This window comes from Pseudoalteromonas sp. Scap06 (genome assembly GCF_013394165.1).
Taxonomy (GTDB): domain Bacteria; phylum Pseudomonadota; class Gammaproteobacteria; order Enterobacterales; family Alteromonadaceae; genus Pseudoalteromonas.
The window spans coordinates 97,723-113,767 of record NZ_CP041331.1; the positions used below are offsets into that span (position 1 = coordinate 97,723).

The 16,045-nt window shown below is 38.3% G+C and carries 16 protein-coding genes and 1 pseudogene; all 17 read right to left on the bottom strand.

Annotation, left to right across the window (positions count from 1 at the left end; translation table 11 throughout):
- Positions 1 to 23: 23 nt before the first annotated feature.
- The 17 genes and pseudogenes from FLM47_RS15980 to FLM47_RS16060 all read right to left on the bottom strand — a co-directional run bounded on the left by FLM47_RS15980 (position 24) and on the right by FLM47_RS16060 (position 15,954).
- Positions 24 to 608 (bottom strand): hypothetical protein, encoded by a 585-nt coding sequence (locus FLM47_RS15980; RefSeq protein WP_081374100.1) that lies wholly within the window; start codon positions 606 to 608, stop codon positions 24 to 26.
- Positions 609 to 610: 2 nt separating this feature from the next.
- Positions 611 to 1,375 (bottom strand): ChaN family lipoprotein, encoded by a 765-nt coding sequence (locus FLM47_RS15985; protein ID WP_138621733.1) that lies wholly within the window; start codon positions 1,373 to 1,375, stop codon positions 611 to 613.
- A 264-nt stretch (positions 1,376 to 1,639) separates the two neighbouring features.
- Positions 1,640 to 2,119: a hypothetical protein gene (locus FLM47_RS15990; RefSeq protein WP_054201379.1), complete on the bottom strand. Its 480-nt coding sequence runs from the start codon at positions 2,117 to 2,119 to the stop codon at positions 1,640 to 1,642.
- The gene (locus tag FLM47_RS15995; RefSeq protein WP_075170028.1) at positions 2,112 to 2,423 is read right to left on the bottom strand and encodes a hypothetical protein; all 312 of its coding nucleotides are present in this window, start codon (positions 2,421 to 2,423) and stop codon (positions 2,112 to 2,114) included. The genes FLM47_RS15990 and FLM47_RS15995 overlap by 8 nt, the downstream gene beginning before the upstream one ends.
- 90 nt (positions 2,424 to 2,513) lie before the next feature.
- Positions 2,514 to 2,633 (bottom strand): annotated as a pseudogene (locus tag FLM47_RS18975) (Mobile element protein); the annotation flags it as partial.
- A gap of 88 nt (positions 2,634 to 2,721) precedes the next feature.
- Positions 2,722 to 3,315, bottom strand: coding sequence for a hypothetical protein (locus tag FLM47_RS16000; RefSeq protein ID WP_024602679.1), 594 nt, complete (start codon positions 3,313 to 3,315; stop codon positions 2,722 to 2,724).
- A gap of 4 nt (positions 3,316 to 3,319) precedes the next feature.
- Positions 3,320 to 4,078, bottom strand: coding sequence for a ChaN family lipoprotein (locus FLM47_RS16005; RefSeq protein WP_024602678.1), 759 nt, complete (start codon positions 4,076 to 4,078; stop codon positions 3,320 to 3,322).
- A 173-nt stretch (positions 4,079 to 4,251) separates the two neighbouring features.
- Positions 4,252 to 5,424: a lipase family protein gene (locus FLM47_RS16010; protein ID WP_024602677.1), complete on the bottom strand. Its 1,173-nt coding sequence runs from the start codon at positions 5,422 to 5,424 to the stop codon at positions 4,252 to 4,254.
- A 17-nt stretch (positions 5,425 to 5,441) separates the two neighbouring features.
- Positions 5,442 to 5,933, bottom strand: a complete 492-nt coding sequence (locus tag FLM47_RS16015) for a DUF6795 domain-containing protein (RefSeq protein ID WP_178956938.1) — start codon at positions 5,931 to 5,933, stop codon at positions 5,442 to 5,444.
- A gap of 39 nt (positions 5,934 to 5,972) precedes the next feature.
- Complete coding sequence (locus FLM47_RS16020; RefSeq protein WP_178956939.1) at positions 5,973 to 6,497, bottom strand: SMI1/KNR4 family protein; 525 nt, start codon at positions 6,495 to 6,497, stop codon at positions 5,973 to 5,975.
- A complete protein-coding gene (locus tag FLM47_RS16025) occupies positions 6,490 to 10,989 on the bottom strand; it encodes an RHS repeat-associated core domain-containing protein (RefSeq protein ID WP_256729752.1) in 4,500 nt (1,499 codons plus the stop codon). The genes FLM47_RS16020 and FLM47_RS16025 overlap by 8 nt, the downstream gene beginning before the upstream one ends.
- Positions 10,989 to 11,834, bottom strand: coding sequence for a hypothetical protein (locus FLM47_RS18795; protein ID WP_218648509.1), 846 nt, complete (start codon positions 11,832 to 11,834; stop codon positions 10,989 to 10,991). Before FLM47_RS18795 ends, FLM47_RS16025 begins: the two co-directional genes overlap by 1 nt.
- Positions 11,831 to 12,856 carry a hypothetical protein gene (locus FLM47_RS16040; RefSeq protein WP_178956942.1) on the bottom strand — a complete coding sequence of 342 codons (1,026 nt, stop codon included), beginning with the start codon at positions 12,854 to 12,856 and terminating at the stop codon, positions 11,831 to 11,833. The genes FLM47_RS18795 and FLM47_RS16040 overlap by 4 nt, the downstream gene beginning before the upstream one ends.
- Positions 12,857 to 12,858: 2 nt before the next feature.
- Positions 12,859 to 13,149 carry a PAAR domain-containing protein gene (locus FLM47_RS16045; protein WP_010389361.1) on the bottom strand — a complete coding sequence of 97 codons (291 nt, stop codon included), beginning with the start codon at positions 13,147 to 13,149 and terminating at the stop codon, positions 12,859 to 12,861.
- Positions 13,150 to 13,187: 38 nt separating this feature from the next.
- Positions 13,188 to 13,547: a hypothetical protein gene (locus FLM47_RS16050; protein WP_054201386.1), complete on the bottom strand. Its 360-nt coding sequence runs from the start codon at positions 13,545 to 13,547 to the stop codon at positions 13,188 to 13,190.
- Positions 13,547 to 15,400 (bottom strand): type VI secretion system tip protein TssI/VgrG, encoded by a 1,854-nt coding sequence (tssI, locus tag FLM47_RS16055; protein WP_075170036.1) that lies wholly within the window; start codon positions 15,398 to 15,400, stop codon positions 13,547 to 13,549. The genes FLM47_RS16050 and tssI overlap by 1 nt, the downstream gene beginning before the upstream one ends.
- A gap of 74 nt (positions 15,401 to 15,474) precedes the next feature.
- Complete coding sequence (locus tag FLM47_RS16060) at positions 15,475 to 15,954, bottom strand: type VI secretion system tube protein Hcp (protein WP_138605861.1); 480 nt, start codon at positions 15,952 to 15,954, stop codon at positions 15,475 to 15,477.
- Between the last annotated feature and the right edge of the window lie 91 nt (positions 15,955 to 16,045).

Consider the following 16,045-nt stretch of genomic DNA (forward strand, 5'->3'; position numbering starts at 1 on the left):
ATCAATTTTACTAAAATTGCATTTTATTGTTCTGAGTCAATAGATATTCCCGCTTCTCGCATTTGTTTTTTTAATATAGCTTCTTTATTTTCTTTATAATTACTTTCATCTAAAAAGCGTTTCTGTTTAGCTGCGTTTTCAAAATCACCTAACTTTGTATATATCAAATATAGAGCTTCATGGGTTCTGATTACTCTCATTTTCTCTTCTTCAATACCTTGGTTTTCATTTAAGTATTGATTATATAAAGCAATCGATTTATGTAAGTTTTTAGTAACAAAACGCCCAGACTCATATGCAAAAGCCAATGCTAAGATTCCATCAGGATCACCATTTTCAGCATGTAATTGAGCCTCCGTGATATAACGGCTTCCATCACTTGTATGTAAACCTATAACTTCTAGCGCCTGCCAATATCCCATTTCGTATGCTTTTTCGCACCATTTTTCAAGCTGTCTAGGCGCATACATCAGGCTTTTTTGGCATTGAAGTATCACGGTGTTTTTGGATAACTTAGGATCATTAATATCATGCTTTGGAAATAAAGTTCCAGCAAATGAGTCGAAACATAATATAAGTACAAAAAAAGTATAAATTAACTTTTTCACTACTATATACCTTTTACTATCGAGGTATTTTCAGGCAGGTGTACTTGATAAGATTTTACTGCAGTTTGAAATGGAAAACCTTCTCGTGAAAAATATTGCTTTTTAAGATTACCCTTTTCATCAGAATAACCCTCACAACTTCTTTGTGAGTAACAAGCAGTACCACCAATAAAGTCAATAAATCTAAGTTTTAGCGTGCCTTCCATTTTCACAAGTGTATCAAGACCTTCTTGATATTTAGTTGATCTAACAGCATGCCAACGATGCATAAAAGCAACAACGCGATTTTGATTAGTTTGATTTAAAATATTACTTATATTTTGAGCCCAAACCATATTTCTAATGGTGTGACTATTAAAACAATTACCTGCTAATGAATTATCATAATCACACGATTTATCAATAGACTCCATCTCATCCAAAGTCAAATCAAGTGCAATTATTTTTAAGCCTACTTCCCGAGCGGCTTTAACCAGTTCGCCATATGCTTTAGGAACTAAATAACCCCAAGCCCAATTATCATTAAAATATTGCTGAATTACATTAAACCCTTTACCTGTTCGTTGATAAAACTCTATTTTTTCTTGCATAGAACGAGGTAACATTTCAATTGCAAAATGGGTAAAACCAGCTGTTTTAAGTTGCCTAAGTGCTTTTATAGCTTCATATTTGTAGATTGCGGGATTGTGGCTTGATTCGCCTAGCATAACTAAACGCGCATTACCGGCCATTGTTCTGTAATTTACATCCATGTTTATTTTATTCATTACCTATCCTTGTTCTTTATTTAAATTTTCAAAACACCATTTATAAAACTCAATAGCGTCATTATTCTCAGAGCTGTAAGGAGCAACTGCATATTCATAGCTTATTGCAAATAAAAGCGCTTTTGCAGTGAAGTTACACACTTCACTTTTTGAATAACATTCCTAACTCCACGCCATAATTTCATTGCGCGGCTAACATACTCATCGCCCTACTTTTATCTATGTTCCTTTGTATTTTAATTCAATAAGCAAAGCTATGCAGACTTACTTTTTCTTTCTCTTATTTCCTTTAGCTATCTCTTTTTCAACAGCGGCCCGAGCGTCTTTTATATCCTTAAAAAAGTTATATTGATATTTAATTAAGCCTTGGTATTTATTTCCTTTAATCAAATAAAAAGACAGCAGCATAAAGGCTATATTAGTAACTGTAGCTATATGATAACCATTTCCCTCTAAAATTATAAATGATGGTAAGCAAATCAAAGCTAAAAATAGAGCATAGTATTTCAATAACTTTGCACATAGAAAAGAGCCTTGACTAACTTTAAAGTTTAAAAGGCAAAACATAATTCCAACGGAAAACAAAATGCCCAACAGCCACTCAGGACTTGTATCAAAGTACTGTGTTAACAATGTCATGCCTGAATAAACAGTTCCTATAAGTAAGATAACCGTTACTAATAAGAACCTACGTAAAAGCTTCCATGGGGGAAATAATAAAAACACCTCTTCGTTTTTAAACACTAAAAACTTCCCAACACAAGCATAAAAGTATAAATATTAATACAGGGGCTACTTTAAAAAGCAGTTGAGGAAAATAGCTTGCTTGACCCCATGTAACAAAATACCTATCCTCTTTTGGTAATTCTGACACGACTCGCAGGTAAACAATCATATATGTTATTGAGCCAATCAGCCAAAGTGCTACACCACCTAATTGAGATAATGCAACAGAATATAGCGAAGCAGGAAATGGCAATAAAAACGAGATTACATATACAAGTGCATAAAATTCCACTTTATTTTTTTGCTTATCACTAAAAAACAAATCATTCCCTCTATATTAGCTCGCTTAGATAAGCGCATCGACTTACATATTTCATTACAACTTTAATCTTATAGTTATCTCTGCGTGTTGAGTGTGGTTACTCAAAACTGCGTAAACACATACATCAATACAAAACACCTTTCGAGCTTAAGCAACTTATCTTCAACTCAGCCTCTGCGAAAATTGAGGGTTGACCTGTAGAATGCTCATCACTATACAAAATGCACGCCGAACGAAACGCTATATAAAGTGGTAGTACTTTGTTTACTAAACTGCAAAATTAGAATGGGTGTCTAGTCTATTCATTCAATGATTTATTCTTAATCAAAATTTCTTTTTTAGCTAACTCTAACAAATCAACAGCTCGTTCTTTATCATAAGCTAAAGGGCTGTGGTCAATAACATATTGTGCATGCTCATTTACTGCAAGCCAATTCTGCTGCGATTCATATAAGTTTGCTAACTTAAAGTGCGCAGCCGCAACTAACGAATTTGGCAATTCTGCATCTAATGCTAAAAATTCTTTGTAAAGGGAAATAGCATAATTAATATCTTGCTCCACAAACATACCACTGCCATATAACCAAGCTAAAGTTGAATAAGCTTTTGGCTCTTTTGCCGCAACCCGCTTTTTGGCCTCCTTTAATAATCGAGTTCCATCTCCGTTATGAAGGCTTAGTGTAACCAGTGCCTTCCAGTATCCCATTTCATAAGCTTTTTCACACCACTCTTCGAGATACTCAGGCGCGTTAATTAAGCTTTTATGGCACTGCTCTGCGGCAGCTGATACAGTTAAATCAGGAGCGTTTATATCTATTGAATTATCCCATCGAGGCCCTGCTGCATTAATGGAAGGCGCTATAAGAATCAATATTAATAAAATTTTAGCCATATTATCATTTCCTTAAAATGGCTTTTTCAGGAATATGAACTGTGTAAGAAGGTAAAGACGAAGGTATATACGTTCCTTTCCTATAAAAATAAGTTTCCCTTAATGGTTTATCGACATCACCCTCCCCCTTACAAACACCATTGTCAATACAGGTAGATCCACCGATGTACTCTATGATACTAATACGACTAACTTTTGAATTTAACATAATAGAGTCAATTCCAATATGCTTATTGCCAGCATGAAACGCATGGTACCTATGCATAAATGCAACAATTCGGGAGCCTTCTTCTAACTTTAAATTTTTATTTAAAATATCTGCCCACATATGGTTTCGTTCGATATGAGAGTCAGTACATGAACCGGTGTCTGCTTGCTCCCAATTACAACGCCCGTCAATCTCATCCATCATTTCAATAGGCATATCTAAAGGAACAATTTTCATCCCTAGAGAATTAGCCGCTTTTACTAACTCCCCATATCCTGTGCTTGAAGCATTAGTCCAATTCCATTTTGATTTGAAATGCTGTTTGATTACGTCAAATCCCTTACCAGTCCGCTGATAAAAATCTATTTTGTCCTTTATTCTTGTAGGTAGCATTTCCATTGCAAAATGAGTGAAGCCAGCCGCCTTAAGCTGTTTTAAGGCCTTTATAGCCTCATATTTGTAAGATACTGGGTTATGGCTCGACTCGGCAATAATAACTAAACGCGCATTACCGGCCATTGTTCTGTAATTTACATCCGTGTTTATTTTATTCATTACCTATCCTTGTTTTTTATTTATGTGATTACAGCTACTTTAGATGTGAGTAGAAACAATAATTAGAGGTTTTTAAATTTCAACCAATTGAAATAGGTTCCTTTCAATTCTTTATAGCTAATCTTATTTATTATTTAAGTGGCTCAGAAGTTATCTGAGCCTTTAAAACAATTTTAGTATCCAATACCCATGTAAGGAGATACTTTTACAGCTGCTATCACTACCTGATTTAGTTTTTCTAACATCCAATACAAAATTCGCTTAGCTTGCGCGTATGTATAATCAACAGCTATCACACCAGGCTTCCCAACAAAGTTAAGTATATGCCCTAATAACCCCTGACAATCTTCAGCATATTTAGATGACATTTTAGATATTTCAACGAGGCTACGAGCTAAAGCATCATAAATAGTTAGCGTTCCAGCAACCACACCTTGAGCAAGAATACTGGTGATTTTTCCACTTTCTCTTAGTAACGTTAGTAAAGCGCTCGTTATTTTTTCAGCCCAATGAGCATTAAAAGAAGCATGGTGGCGATTGTTGTATTTTAGACGTGTCATCGTTAAGTTAGATAAAGAGCCCTTTTCCATGCTCTTATAATCAGGATAACGTGATGCAGTATTGATATACCCAGGCGCATTTCCCGCCATTTTATGTGCAGCCCCCGTAAGTGATACGCATGTGCTTATTCTGTACTCATTCCCTGCATGAACAAATGGCCAAACAGGAACCATAGGTACAGGGTCACTTCGGTGTACTGCCCTATAAATTCCATTTAGGCTGGTTTCACTTTGAATAGCAAAAGGATTATGACCAACTCTTGGAGAACCAAAAGTGTATAATTTTACAGGCACTTTATATTGCGCTTTAATCCAATTTGCTGCTAGCGTTGCTAATGCCCCACCAAGGCTATGGCCAACACAATGAACGGGGCGACCACCTACCTTACTCAATATAGCTTTTAACTGAGGCTTGATAGACTCAAAAGTACGGTTAAACCCAGCATGAACTGCTTTATAATTTGGCCCAACAGTTAAACCACAATGTAAATCCGTCAAAGTATCAGCAATACCTGCTGTACCACGAAAAGTTAGTACAACTTCACCTTTATGAGCGCCTTCTTTAGAACCAATTCCAAAAAAGCCAAAACCCGTTGCATGATTTAGCACGTGTTCAGCCACAGTACCTGAAATTCCTGTAAAAGCAGATTTTTTTGAATCAAACACAAAGTGCTTACTTATTATTCTACTCGGCTCTATGGTTGATGAGCTATTTGATACTGCTGCAATACTGTCATATGCAAATTCAGCTAATTGTGCCGCTACACTTGGCGATAAAATATTCATGTAAATTCCTTTTCTATTTAAAAATCTTTAAAGTAATCTTCGCTATCTTCTATCTCATAAATTTCAAAATCATGTTCCCATCTACAAATACTTGAACCATCAAACTCCAAATTTGGATTTTCATGATTAGGAAAAACAAAGTTTACTTCTGTAGAATCTAAATCAGCATTTAAACTGCTCAGCTTTTGTTTGTATTCACTAGGCTCACTTATTCCGCTTAGCTTTGAACCCCAAAGTTTGTATTTTTTATCAGCATATACAGCCGTAATAGTTTGATAAGTAACCTCATGCGAGAACATATCTCCGGGTATTTTTGATTCAATAACGACTTCAGGTAAATAAAATGAACCATCAGGAGCTGTTATTACCTGATCTTCTTTTTCAACTTTATGTGCAAATTCCAGGGTGCGATTTATTAAAACACCTTCAACGGGATTACCGTTTAAAGTAATAATCCCTTTAACTTCAGAGCACATGTGCACACTGTATTTTTTTATTAAACCAAACATAGTGGTTTTAACCCCCTACTTTTATAATTGAAGCCCAAATTAATCTTCGATTATGTCCATTATTCTATCGTAATCCACATCAACAGGTTCTGGATCAGGGGCGCCAGTTACAAGAAAAGATAGGTAATCTGTAAAGCTCTTAAACTTAGACACTTCTTGGCCATACGTTTCAGTTAAAAATAGACCTACTTCACCAGCACGCTCAGACTCATGGGAAAATAAAAAATAATAGCCGCCACCATCATAAGTACCTATAACGATTCCATCGCTCGTTACAGACTGGTATTTTGGGTTATTGTTATAGAGATCATGGTAGTAAGTAGTTTTTCTTACAGCACTGCATAACTTTTCATACCTTTTATTTTCTCCAACTAAACCACAAATAACTTCACCGAACCAAAAGCAGTACCCATAACTTGAGAGAAAGTATTTATAATCATCGGGTAGAGTAATACTTTGTATAGTTTCTAACTTTTTTATCTCTTCATTACCCACACTTCCTCTTTGAGTAAAATTTTGCTTACTTGCAGCTTGAGACATTATAGTTTCAAGTTTTTCAAACATTTTTCTTACCTTTTTTAACACTTGATAAATTTGGACCATTTCCATTGATGTCATAGGGTGACTCACCCTCTTCGTACCAATGTAAGGTTTTATTTTCATCCGTATGATAATAATCTGGTAATAATTGTAAATTATCAGATTCATTAGGGTCTTTGTCTATTTCACATCTAAATATAGGTTCTTTATGATGCACATTGTAACCTTCTGGAACCTTACCAGTCATCTGCATATCAATTAAGTCATCTTCGTCAAAGTGACTATGAGCCTCATGGTTTTCATCACTCAAAGCTGCTGAAGCGTAGTTTGATATGTATTCTTTCCTCTTTGGTGGAAAGGCCTTCCTAGCTATCTCAACTTCCCCTACTGTTCGTTTGTGATATTTAGTTGGTTTTGAATCAGGGTTAAGCTTTACGCGCTCGCTGTTAATAACATGCTGTTCAGCAAATTGAGCTGTACTTATAACCTCTGTACTAACTTCACCTGACTTACTCACTTTATTGAGTTTAATTAATCCATTCTCTTCATCAAGGCCTGCAATATCATATTCATACTCTTTTCTATATTTTGCACCCTCTGGTGTATATTTAAGAGTCGATTTTTGTGGATCGTTAATAACTGCACTTGCAATCGCAATTTCTAGAATTTTATTTTTTGTGGCTTTATCAATACCATCTGAAGAAACTAAAGTAGAAAGCATTCTATCAAGCTTTTCTTCACCCTCTTTACACAACAACCCAAACGGGTCCACCCAATTAACCGGATTAGGCGCATATTGGTAATGATTGATGCCACCCACTAACCCTATGGGATCTTGGTTTATAAATCGCTGTTGTTTCGGGCTGTAGTAGCGGTAGCGATTGTAATGTAAGCCGCTCTCTTCGTCTAAATATTGCCCTTGAAAACGAATTGGCTGAGTAAAGCTATTTGTAGTGCTTACCTCTGACTCTACGTAACCATACACATCGGCTTGGTTTTCCCACACGACTTCTGCTTTGTTGTTGGTTACAAAACGTGGAGTATTCAGTTGGTCTAGGTGGTAGTAGTACACCTCGCCTTTTTTAATCAATGCTATTGGGTGAAATTGATTTGGTAGGTTGATATACCAGGTATATTCACCCTGTTGGTATTCGCCAATTAGCTGGTCGTTATCCCAAATGTAGTCAATTTTGCCCTGCTCGGTGTGCTTGGCGATACGACGCCCGAGTGGGTCGTAGTCGTATTGAGTAAGCGTACCGTTGTTATTAAAACAACTTAGCTGATTAAATGCGTTATATTCACGGCGGGTTTTTATGCCTTTACCGGTTTCGCGTATTTGGTTACCAAACTCATCATAATGAAAGTCGCTATCGCCAAAGTGGGTTAAACGGTCTGCATCAGTGATGCCTGTAATAACCCCATCGTCTTCGCTTAGCTCACTAGCAACCGTTGCTGACTTTGAGTCACTATACTCACTATTAATTACATTACGTGTGCTTTCTGACTGATTACTTTCAACCGTATTGCTGGCGTCATTAGCATCGCTATTATCATTGTGCTGAGTCGTTTGTTGCTCTGTTAAATCGTTATTTTGAACCGTTGACTGGCTAACTGGGTTACCAAAGCTATCCCACTGGTATTGGGTGGTTTTTGTGTTTTCACTACAGGCTAGATTTTGCTGAATTAACTGGCCAAGGCTGTTGTACTCAAAATTAATATTGTGGCTGCTAACACCTTCCTCTTTACGCGCAATCAACTGATTGATGCTGTCGTAATTGTACTTACAGGTATCAAATAGTGCTTGCGCAGGATGGGTTAACTGCTGCTGAGTTAAGCGGTTAAATACGTCAAATTGTTGGATAAGGGTTATGTCATTACCAAACTTTTGCGTTTGAATATTGCCTTGGCTATCGAAGCTAAGCGCTGCAAGTTCAACAGCCGTGCTATTGGCTTGCTGTAAGTGAATGCCACTCAATTGACCAAATTTATTGTAGCTATATTTAAGCGTACTTGAATCTGGCAAAGTAAGGGATTGCCTTCTGCCGTAGTCGTCGTAACTGTATTTTAAGGTATGCGCTTGTTGCTGATTATGTACTTGCTCAGCATGCAGTAACCGCCCGCCTTTATCAAACTGCTGCTTTAAGGTTGATTGTGCATTATGCGCACGGGTAATTTTACCTTGCAGGTTATAGTTGTAGTAATTGGCATTATTAACGATGTGAGTATCGGTTGCTAAACTTGCATGCTGCGCAATCACGCGGCCTAATTTATCACGCTCTATTTTTACATGGCGTTTATCACTTTGTGTAACCGAGGTTAAGCGGTTGCAAGCATCGTATTTATATTGCTGTAGCGTACCGTCAAACCCAGTTACTTGCGTTGGGTTTTCGTTAGCGTCATAGCTTATGCGGTATACATGGCCGTCGCTGCGCTCAATAGCGGTTAGGTTGCGCTCTTTATCGTAAGTTAAATGCAGTGCACTGCCATCGGGCTGAATAACACAATGTGGCTGGCTTAGCCCTTCAAAATGTTGCTCGGTGGTATCACCCTTACTGTTTTGCGAGCTAATTAACCGCCCTGCATCATCGTAACTAAAGTGTTGATGCTGTTTGTTTTCAGGGTCTTTTTCGTCAAAGGCAATAGTTTGCGCAAGCTGGCCGTGCTCATTGTATTTATATTGAGTCAACAAACCTGCGTTATTAATGGTGGCATTTACACGGCCTAAACTGTCGTAGCTATAACGAATAAGCTCATCGTTATGGTGCTTGGCTAAAAGCTCGCCTTGCTCGTTCCATACAAATTTAGTGACTTGACCATCTTTATTTATGTGTTGGGTTAGCTGGCCAAATTTGTCATAGCTGTAAAGTACGGTACGACCGTCGCCAAAGGTTTCACTTTGCAGCAAACCCGCCACGCTGTATTTACGGGTAATGGTTTGGCCATCAGGCAAGGTGGTTAATACACGCTGACCCAATTGGTTGTAAGCAAATTTAGTGACACTGCCATCTGGCTGGGTTATTGATTCTAACTGACCATAAGGGGTATAGCTGTATTTTATTTCACTGCTATCTGGCTTTATTTCCGTTATTTTTTGACCTTGTGCGTTATAGCCGTATTGCCACACATTACCATTAGGGTCGGTATGCTTAACTAACTTACCTTGCGCGTTATGTACAAAGTGTTCTTTATGCCCACGCGAGTCTATACAGGTTGTTTCACCAGCGTCTAAATTATATTCAAACTGATACGTATAGGTGTTGTTATCGCCCCATTGTTTTATACATTTAGCACTTGATGAGTAACTGTCCCATTCAAAATGATGGCTAAAACCACTAGCACGGGTACGCTTAGTTAATAAGTTAGCGGCGTTATAGCCATAATGCTCTGTTTCACCCTGCTGATTGGTCGCGCGAACGAGGTTTTTGTTTTCATCATAATCATATTGCGCAAGTAACGGCGTAAGTAATACTGGCTTGTTATTATCACCTGTACGGTAAGCCGAAATGTTTGCCAGCAACCCTTGCGGGTTATATTTTAAAATACAGCCACGCGCTTTATTTACCTCAACGCGATGCAAGCGCTCTTTCGCATCGTAATAAAAACCAATACTTTGGCCTTTTTCATTAATAACTTTTTCGAGCAACCATGAGTTCTCGCCGGCTTTAAACGTAAGGTGTTGATCATCTGGGGTTACCAATACTTGCTTACCATTAGTTTGGTAATGCAACGCCAAATTACTGCTTAACTGATAGCTCGATTGCCCCGGTTTTACTTTTTCAAAGCGGTGTTTAGCGCCATGCTCATCTTGGTATTCTAACCAGTAGGTGCCCTTTTGTTTTGGGCCTACTTTAGGTGGCGGTAAATAGTGCTCAGTTAACTGCACCATAAAGTCATGTCGCCAACCATTACCCATTACACTACATACATCCGCATGCGATGAACGGTATAGGCGTCGCCAAATTAATTGTTTGCTGCCTGCTAAGGTGAAATCAATAAGCGGCAAGATTTCTTCACCTGAGAGCATAGAAACTGGATCAGAGCGACACTCTTGTTTGGTGATTGGTTCTTCACTTGGGGTATTATTACTTGCACCACCACTGTTTTTAGCCGGCGCTTGAGAGGCACTTTTACCTGAGGCTGTTGAACTGCTCTTACTATTTGGCTTTTTACCTGCTGCGCCGCTATTGGTGTTATCGCTTACTTGAATAGCCGACTTAGCTTTTTGGTGATAACAACTAATTTTATCTGCAACCAAAGCTTGGGTTAATACACTCGCGGTTTCACGGGCTGACGCACCGCGCGAACAGCTTACTCCTGCAAGGTTAAGCAAGTTAATAACGTCTAAACGTTTAGCTGCGTCGCTAGTAAGCGCACTACCTACTTGCGCAATTTGATTTTTGGCACTTTCCGGCGTGTTAGCTGCTACAGCAACAAAGCCCGACGGCGCAGAACCTTTACCTACGACGAGGCAAATTGGGTAACTTATTCCCTGTAAAACAACGGTATTACTTTGCATTAGCTGTGTACTTCCTCACTTATCCATAAGTATGATGCTGCACCTTGATGCTTAGCTTGCTCCTGTGAAAGCATTAATGCATGACTAAAATGCTCAACAATTGCAGGGCTTGTGGTTAATTGGTACAAATTAACCAACCCTTCTAGTGCGCCTATTTTCCCTAATTTATAATTGGGTAGTTCGTAATAAGTGTGCTCATCAATTAAGCTAGTAAGTAGCTGTAAATTGTTTAGCCAACTATCATCATCTACCCCATTTCCTGGTGCAAAAATTAGATCTATCTTATTCTCTGTTTGTTCAGCTAATCGCGTAAGCATACCTGCCAGCTGATTATGTTTGCTAAAATCAATAGATGCTGCAATTTCATGGCTTACCTGCGACCACCCACAAGGCACCATTTCAACTACAGCCAACGCACCACCTACACCTTGATAAGCAAACTGCTGCTGTTTATTTGCTTTAAAGGTTGCATCTAAAGCAATTACATTGAATTTTTGCCATTTTTTTTCACCGGCCAAAGCTATAGCAGAGTGCGCGGCTGTTGCACCATGAAAAATAAGCTCATTACTATGATCGGGGTATAGCTGTTGTAAGCTCTGAGTTAATAACTGTTTTAGCTCATCTTGAAATGATAACGCTGGTAGTAACCAAATCATCGGCAATGTGCTGTCTGTGACTTCTGCTATTAATTCTTTAGATTTAATTATGCAATCGTAAACACAGGCATCCCAAGACTGCCATTGCAGTTCATTAAAAACAGCACTGTTATCGTCAAATAATAATGCATCTACGCTGCTAATATTTGGGGCAGAAAAGCATACCATCTCTATTGAAAATGCACTCATGATGCCACCTCGTCCTGAGCTTTATTGGCAGCGAGGTGTTGATAATAGCGATATAAGTTAAACACCCCTTGGCTATAGCTATCCATGGCTGATAAATAAATGGCATTAGGCACTTCATCAAGAGGGTGTCCTGCAATCAATCGTAAACTCGACATGGCGGTTTCATATTTAGGCCAGTTATGTTTTAACTGCTGCTGAAAATTTATTAACGCGCTTTCATCGCCTTGCCAAGCAAGTCGTTGAATATCGTACTCAACTAGCTGATCGAGTTTATCACCTAACATGCGCCTTATTAGCGCAATAATTAACGCGGGTTGCTCTACCTGTGGTAGCAAAGAATTAGCTAAAACAATCAGTTTTACAAAACCGCTTTGTAATAAAATATGCAATGTTTGATCAACCGATAAGGTATTACTGGCATGATTGCTTAAGCTGTTTACTTGCTCAAAATTTAATGACAACAAAAATAACGACATTAAGGGTGATAGATGGGCTTGCTCACTTAATGCATCAAAAATAGCCGTTAATATCTTTATATCGTGGTGCTGCGCAAGACTGGTAATTTGATTTATAGTGACCAGGGTTTGCGGGGGAATTTCATCATCAGCACTGTAAGCAAAAAACAGGGTGTTTAAATTTAATAGCCGAATTAAGTTAAAGCTATGCTGTTGAATAACCACTTTATTTATAATGATTTTAAAAAAAGCACTCAGCGTAGGCTGATTAAGCAATTCATTTATAAATATAATATTTTTATTTTGTGGCAAGTTAGCCATAACTTCAATACATGCTTGGGCAACTAATTCATCGTTTTTAGTGTTAGTTATTATTTCGACTAGTTGCTCAGTGGTGGGCAATTCAAAATTATTTTTTTGATTATTGTTTTTTGCGTTTACCCAGCAGCTTTCTAATAGGGTTTTTCTTAAATAACGAACATGACCTACACACGTAAACGGGCACAATTGAGCGTTACTAATTTGTAGTAATTGTGCTTGATGATCACTTAAATAGGTCGCTAGCAAAGTTAGCCACCAATTAAAACAGTTGGGTTGCCAACAACGATTTTTCCGCCGTGGCCACTATCATCGCCCATTCTGGCGGCGGGTTTACCATTAATTTTAACGCTCCCCGAGCCTGTTTTTACGCTATCTGGCGGGCCAATACACACTATCATGTCGCCTTTGCGCGCCGCGGGCATGCCGCCTATTAACACATTGCCAGAGCCGGCAACTATAGGTCCACCCACATGTGGCACTTTAGCGGTCACTTTAGGGCATACATGCATATGACCAATTGTAGCAGCGGGTTTACCCATTTTGACTCCTTGTCGTATCTTTGCTGGTTTATGAAATACTATTCATACAGTGGAATAACTAGTAGCTTGTTAGTCGTCACTAATAGCGAAATTTCTTCAATTAGCTCATCTTTACTGTGATCAGCAAGTGCCACTGTGCTTTGAGTTGCATATTGATATAAATTTGAAATTACATTTTCACTATTAAGTGAATCACTTAAATGAATAAAAAACTGCTGTGCATAATAGCCATTCATAGCTTTTAAATGACTTAAAGCAGGGCTTAATAATGGATCATCTGGCCTATTTATTGGTAAACACACTAAATGCGGTAAACCATAGCGGCAGTAAACAACGTGCCCGTTATTTGCAATGCCGTTTCTGAATCCTGATTGAAAGTTATTGACTATTTCCATCATTAATTTAACTTAATTACACCAGCAGATAAGGTAATGGCACTGCCATCTACTTTTACATTACTGCCTTTAATATCAATGTTTGTACCTTCAATAGTGATATTGCCACTACTGCTCATTTTAATTTGCGCAGAGCCTGTTTTTATCACTATTTCGTCACCCGCTTCAATATTAAGTGTTTTACCTACTTTTAAGGTGTCGTTTTCACCCATTTCCGCAATACGGTTTTTTGTAACGTTAAGATTGTCGTTATTAAGAATTTCAACATTACGATCATTATCTATTTTTTCGTTTTGATCGTTTTTAACGTAAAGCTGTTTATCTTTTTCGGCTTGCATATACACAAGCTCGCTGCCTTTTTTATCCTCAAAGCGCAGCTCATTGAAATTATCTGCTCCACCTTCTTTAGTTGAGCGAGTTTTAATACCACTTTGCGTTTTTTCGCCGGGTAATGCGTACGGAGGCATTAAGTCTGCGTTATAAACAGCACCGCTTATAATAGGTTGATCTGGGTCGCCATTAATAAAATCAACCAAAACTTCTTGTCCTACGCGAGGGAAGAAAAATGCGCCCCACTTTTTGCCGGCCCAGTTTTGTGCAACTCGGATCCAACATGAACTTTTAGAATCTTTTTTACCTTCACGATCCCAATCAAATTGCACCTTTACGCGGCCATATTGGTCAATCATAATTTCATCGGCGCTATCACCCGTTACTATGGCTGTTTGTACGCCATTAATAACCGGTTTCTTTTTGCTCACTTGCGCTCTGTATGGAATGTCTTTTGGCACACATTCAAAGTGGTTAGAATACACTTCATCACTTGATGATTGTAAAGCGCCTGATTGGTTTGGTACTACAATCGAAGTCATCATCGAGGTAATAGCAAAGGTTTTACCTTCAAGGCGTGGGTCTTCATGTTTTTTGAAACTAAACAGTTTACCAACAGAAAATGAGCGGCAGTCACTACGCCCGCTTGAGAGCTTCATATCTCTTTGTAGCGACTCTAATTGTACAGATGCCAAATTAGCCGCGCGAGGATGACACTCTGCTTCTGCTGTATATTCAAAAATTTCTGATACCGATTGCGTAGGTAACTCGGCATTTGCTTGCTCTGCATCAGGGTAACGCGACGGCTGTTTAAAATCGTAGCCTAAACGCTTAAAGCTGCCTGGCGCTAAGCTTAATCCGCCTTGCCAACGCGAAACATGAGATTCGCTTAAATGGCCAGTTGAATGAACAACTTTTGCCTCACCACACGTTTCATAGGCAGTGATATCATCTGCCAAAACTAATGTATGGTTGCTTTTTGTATGCTCAAAGAAGTAAAAAATACCTTCGCTTTGTAATAAGCGTTGGATAAAGTCAAAATCTGACTCTTGATATTGCACACAGTATTCGTATTTGGGGTAGGTTTTACTGGTTTTGTCTGAAAAAGCCACATTGTGTTGGCCAAACAAATCAGCAAATATATCTTTTATTGTTTTCTTTTGGAAAATGCGGCTATTCTTGCGATTACGCATAGAAGCGGCAAAAGGCACAATGGTAGCTTGATAATCAATGTAATTTTTTTGTTCATCAACGTCCGCAGTACGACTGCCGTTAGAAACAAGCTGACTCACAATACCGTGATAATAACGCTCTCCCCCACCTTCGGCATTTTTTACCTTTATCGATACCGGTTTGCCAACCAGATCTTCATGTGCGATTTGTTGGCCTATGGTGTACATATTGGCCGACATAACAAATAAATCTGACATGGCTTCTTGTGCAACGAAGCGTGTTAAATAAAGGGCGTCTTTACCAACAGGGGTACTAATTTGAATTACGTTTTTATCTTGTGTTGCTTTTTGCATTCCTTGCTTTTCCCATCCTGAAGATCAAAAAAAGCTCTGAGCATAAGCCCAGAGCTACAATCGGGTAACAAATATTACATTTGTTGACCTTTAACACCGCTGTAACCATATACTAGTGGTGCAGTGATGTTGTTTTGATCGTCAGTAGGTGTAACAGTCATCATCATTTCAGTGTAGCTGATAGTGATTGTTTCAATTGGACGGTCGTTTTGAACTGATACTGAGTAGCTAGAGATCATGGCATCTGTAAGTTCGATTTTCATGATTTCTTCAACTTTATCACCTTGTTTAGTGATATGGAAAATAGCAGGTAGACCTTTACCAATAGTTGCTTCTTTGAAAAGATCCGGAGATGCTTTATCTTGAAGTTTAGTAATAGTCACATCGCCTAGACGAGTAGAGCTAGATTCACGGTCCATTGCTGTACCAGTCGCTGCACTAATCTCACGGCTAACGTTCCAATCTAAAGATAAAACTGTAATTAAATCTTTGAAAGACTCGGCAGTAGTTTCGCCTTTGATTGAACCGTATTTTAAATATGTATTTGCTTGCATTTGATAATGCTCCTTTTTATTAAACAATATTATCCATTATGTGGATTCGTTTACTTTGGTTACCCAAAATTCCTTGAAATCATTATCTCTA

Bases quoted from the DNA above. Each gene is read 5' to 3' on its own strand.
- FLM47_RS16045 (WP_010389361.1), bottom strand. From the start codon at position 13,149: ATGGGTAAACCCGCTGCTACAATTGGTCATATGCATGTATGCCCTAAA.
- FLM47_RS16020 (WP_178956939.1), bottom strand. From the start codon at position 6,497: ATGTTTGAAAAACTTGAAACTATAATGTCTCAAGCTGCAAGTAAGCAA.
- FLM47_RS16050 (WP_054201386.1), bottom strand. From the start codon at position 13,547: ATGATGGAAATAGTCAATAACTTTCAATCAGGATTCAGAAACGGCATT.
- FLM47_RS16025 (WP_256729752.1), bottom strand. From the start codon at position 10,989: ATGCAAAGTAATACCGTTGTTTTACAGGGAATAAGTTACCCAATTTGC.
- FLM47_RS15985 (WP_138621733.1), bottom strand. From the start codon at position 1,375: ATGAATAAAATAAACATGGATGTAAATTACAGAACAATGGCCGGTAAT.
- tssI (WP_075170036.1), bottom strand. From the start codon at position 15,400: ATGCAAAAAGCAACACAAGATAAAAACGTAATTCAAATTAGTACCCCT.
- FLM47_RS16000 (WP_024602679.1), bottom strand. From the start codon at position 3,315: ATGGCTAAAATTTTATTAATATTGATTCTTATAGCGCCTTCCATTAAT.
- FLM47_RS16010 (WP_024602677.1), bottom strand. From the start codon at position 5,424: ATGAATATTTTATCGCCAAGTGTAGCGGCACAATTAGCTGAATTTGCA.
- FLM47_RS18795 (WP_218648509.1), bottom strand. From the start codon at position 11,834: ATGAGTGCATTTTCAATAGAGATGGTATGCTTTTCTGCCCCAAATATT.
- FLM47_RS16060 (WP_138605861.1), bottom strand. From the start codon at position 15,954: ATGCAAGCAAATACATATTTAAAATACGGTTCAATCAAAGGCGAAACT.
- FLM47_RS16015 (WP_178956938.1), bottom strand. From the start codon at position 5,933: ATGTTTGGTTTAATAAAAAAATACAGTGTGCACATGTGCTCTGAAGTT.
- FLM47_RS16005 (WP_024602678.1), bottom strand. From the start codon at position 4,078: ATGAATAAAATAAACACGGATGTAAATTACAGAACAATGGCCGGTAAT.